The sequence below is a fragment of the Streptomyces sp. NRRL S-646 genome (assembly GCF_000720765.1).
Taxonomy (GTDB): Bacteria; Actinomycetota; Actinomycetes; order Streptomycetales; family Streptomycetaceae; genus Streptomyces.
In genome coordinates this window covers 1-3611 of the sequence record NZ_JODC01000061.1, presented here as the reverse complement: position 1 = coordinate 3611, position 3611 = coordinate 1, and the positions used below count along the sequence as shown (strand labels likewise).

The 3611-nt window shown below is 74.2% G+C and carries 1 protein-coding gene and 2 pseudogenes; all 3 read right to left on the bottom strand.

Going from position 1 to position 3611, the window contains the following annotated elements; genetic code table 11:
• Nucleotides 1–2788 (bottom strand): SDR family NAD(P)-dependent oxidoreductase (locus tag IH68_RS59000; RefSeq protein WP_030950248.1); only part of this gene is annotated, 2788 nt, incomplete at its 3' end.
• 97 nt (nt 2789–2885) lie between these two features.
• Nucleotides 2886–3107, bottom strand: a pseudogene (locus IH68_RS58995) (acyltransferase domain-containing protein); the annotation flags it as partial.
• A pseudogene (locus IH68_RS58990) lies at nt 3086–3611 on the bottom strand (hypothetical protein); the annotation flags it as partial. The pseudogenes IH68_RS58990 and IH68_RS58995, both read right to left, overlap by 22 nt.

Sequence of the window (3611 nt, the reverse complement as noted above, 5' to 3'; positions counted from 1 at the left end):
CCGTCACACCACCGGCCAACGCCAGATCACACTCACCCGCACGCAACGCCTGCACCGCCAGATGCAACGCCACCAACGACGACGAACACGCCGTGTCCAGGGTGATCGCGGGGCCCTCCAGTCCGAGCGCGTACGACACCCGGCCGGACGCCAGGCTCGCCGCGCTGCCGGTGAGCAGATGGCCGCGTACGTCGTCCGGGACCTCGGTGGACGTGGCGCCGTAGCCCTGGTGGCCGCAGCCGACGAACAGGCCGGTGCGGCTGCCGCGCAGCGAGCGCGGGTCCAGGCCGGCCCGCTCGATGGTCTCCCAGGAGGACTCCAGCAGCAGCCGCTGCTGCGGGTCGATGGCGACTGCCTCGCGCGGCGAGATGCCGAAGAACGCGGCGTCGAAGGCGTCGGCGTCGGACAGGAAGCCGCCCTCGTCGACGTAACTGGTGCCGGGGCGCAGCGCATCGGGGTCGTAGAGGGCCTCGAGGTCCCAGCCGCGGTCGGCCGGGAAGGAGGTGATGGCGTCACCGCCTTGGGCCAGGAGGTCCCACAGCTCCTCGGGCGAGGTGATCCGGCCGGGGAGCCGGCAGGCCATGGCGACAATGGCGATCGGTTCGTCGTCGGCACCGCCGCTGCCGCCCGCCGGGACCAGGTCCGCACCGGTGGCACGGTGCCCGCCCGGCAGGGTGCCGTCGTCGAGTTCGTGCACCAGGTGGCCGGCGAGGGCCAGGGGCGTCGGGTGGTCGAAGACGAGGGTTGTCGGCAGGGTGAGGCCGGTGGCGGTGGCCAGCAGGTTGCGCAGTTCCACGGCAGTGAGCGAGTCGAAGCCGCAGTCCTGGAAGGCGCGGGTCGGCTGGATGCTCTCCGGTGTCGGGTGGCCGAGTGCGGTGGCCGCGCTGTGGCGCACCAGCTTCAGCAGCAGCTGCCGGCGCTCGATGGCACCCAGCGGGGCGAGTTCGGCGCGCAGCCCGGCGCCGTGCCCGGCCGTGGCGTCGTCGGTCGCCGCCATGCCGGCGGCGGCCTCCGGTATACGGCTGAGCAGCGCGCCGCCCGGCAGGCCTCGCCGTCCGGCGGCGATCCTGGCCCAGTCGACGTCGGAGACCAGGGCCCAGGTGTCGTCGTGGGCGAGGAGGCCACCGAGGGCGGTGAGCGCCGGTTCGACCTCCATCGGGGTCAGGCCGCCGCGCCGCAGCCGGGTCAGTACGACGGGATCGTCGGCCATGCCGCCACCCGCCCACGGTCCCCAGGCGATGGACGTCGCCGGGAGTCCGGCGGAGCGCCGCTGCCGGGCGAGGGCGTCGAGGAAGGCGTTGCCGGCGGCGTAGCCGGCCTGGCCCGCGGAACCGAGCGCACCGGCGATGGACGAGAACAGGACGAACGCCGTGAGAGGTGTCTCCAGGTTCCGGGTGGCCTCGTCCAGGTTGGCGGCGGCGCGGAGCTTGGCGCGCAGGACGGTGGCGTAGCGCTCGGGGTCCATCGCGGTGAGCGGCGCGTCGTCGAGTGCGCCCGCGACGTGCAGCACCGTGGTCAGCGGCCGGTCGGCCGGGACGGTGGCGAGCAGGGCGTCGAGGGCGGTCCGGTCGGCGGGGTCGCAGGCGGCGACGGTGACGTGGGCGCCCGTCTCCTCCAGTTCGCGGCGCAGTTCGTCGGCGCCGGGGGCGTCCGAGCCGCGGCGGCTGACGAGCAGCAGGTGCTCGGCGCCCTCCCGGGCCAGGCGGCGCGCCACATGGGCGCCGATGATGCCGGAGCCGCCGGTGATCAACGTCGTTCCGGTGAGCCGCGGTTCGGGACGGTGCTCGTCGCGGTCGCGGACGATACGGGTCAGCCTGCGACCGAAGACGGCGGAGTCCCGTACCGCCAGCTCGTTCTCCTCCCAGGGCTCGGCGACGAGCGCCACCAGCCGGGCGAGCGCCCGCTGGTCCGGGCGCTTCGGCAGGTCGACGAGGCCCGCCCACAGGTCGGAGTGCTCGACGGCCACGGTCCGGCCGAAACCCCAGGTGGTGGCCTGCACCGGCCGGGTCAGCCGGTCGGCGGCACCGACGGACACCGCCGACTGCGTGACCGCCCACAGCCGTGCCGTGGTGCCGGTCTCGGCCAGGGCCTGCACCAGCAGCGTGTTGAGGTGCAGCCCCAGGGGTACGTCGGCGTGGGCGGGGTGGGGCGCCTCGGTGAGGGCGAGCAGCGACAGCAGCCGGACCGTCCCGCCGCGGTGTGCCGCGGCCTCGGTGAGCGCTGCCGCGACCTGGGCGCGGTCCGCGTCGGCGGCCACCGGCAGGGGGCTCGTGTCCGCCCCGGCGGCGGTGAACGCCTCCGCCACGGCTGCGGCCGTCGCGGCGGTGTCCGGGTCGCCCGGGCAGAAGGGCACCAGCCAGACCCCTGCCGGTGCGGCCGTCGGGGATGGCAGGGGTGTCCAGGTCTCCCGGTACTGCCAGGACTCGGCTGTGGCACGCCGCATGCTGTCGTGGTGCCAGGCCGTCAGGGCGGGAAGCACGGGTGCCAGCACATCCGGGTCGAGCGCCAGCCGCTCGGCCAGATCGCGGACGTCGCCCTTACGGACGGCGGACCAGAACGCCGAGTCGACGGCCTGCGTCTGACCGCCCTCTGGGTCGGACGCCGCGTCGGCCAGCCAGTACCGGGCGCGCTGGAAGGCATAGGTGGGCAGTTCGACGTTCCGCGCGCCGGGGAACAGTGCGGACCAGTCCGGGCTGTGCCCGTGCACATGCAGGGCGCCCACGGCACCGAGCAGGCTGCCCGGCTCCGCACCGTCCTTGCGCAGCGCGGGCACCACCACGCGCTGCACGACATCCGCCTCGGGGCCGCTCGTACGACAACTCTTCCGCCACCGCACGGAAGTCCGCCAGCATCGGCTCCATCAGCGGCGAGTGAAAGGCATGACTGACCCGCAGAGATGTGGTCTTGCGGCCCTCAGCGCGGAAGCGCGCGGCCACCTCCTCCACCGCCTCCGCGGTGCCCGCGATCACCACCGACTGCGGGCCGTTGACCGCCGCAAGACCCACCTGGTCGTTCAGCAGCGGCACGATCTCGTCTTCAGTGGCCTGCACGGCGACCATCGCACCGCCGGCCGGAAGCGCCTGCATCAACCGGCCCCGCGCCACCACCAGACGGCAGGCATCCGCCAGCGACCACACCCCCGCCACATGCGCGGCAGCGATCTCACCTCGAAGGCTTCCGCGAAGACCGGATACGCCTCATACAACTCCCGCCCCATACCCAGCCGTTGAGACCCCTGCCCCGCGAACAGGAACGCCGTCCGCCCCCGCACCGCCGCACCCCGCACCACCCGCGCGTCCGCCGCACCGGACGCCAACGCCGCAAGCCCCGACCGCAGATCCTCCACACCCGAACCCACGACCACCGCACGGTCCTCGAACACCGACCGCGTCACACCGAGCGACAACCCCACATCAGCCGCAGAACCGGCCGAACCCTCCACGGCCTCCCCCAGCCGGGCCGCCTGCGCCCGCAGCGCCCCCTCCCCCCGCGCCGACACCGGCCACACCACAACCCCGCCACCACCGGCACCCGACCCGGCAGGCACCTCCTGCGGCTCAGCCTCTTCGACCACCTCGGCCTCTTCGAGGATCACATGCGCATTCGTGCCG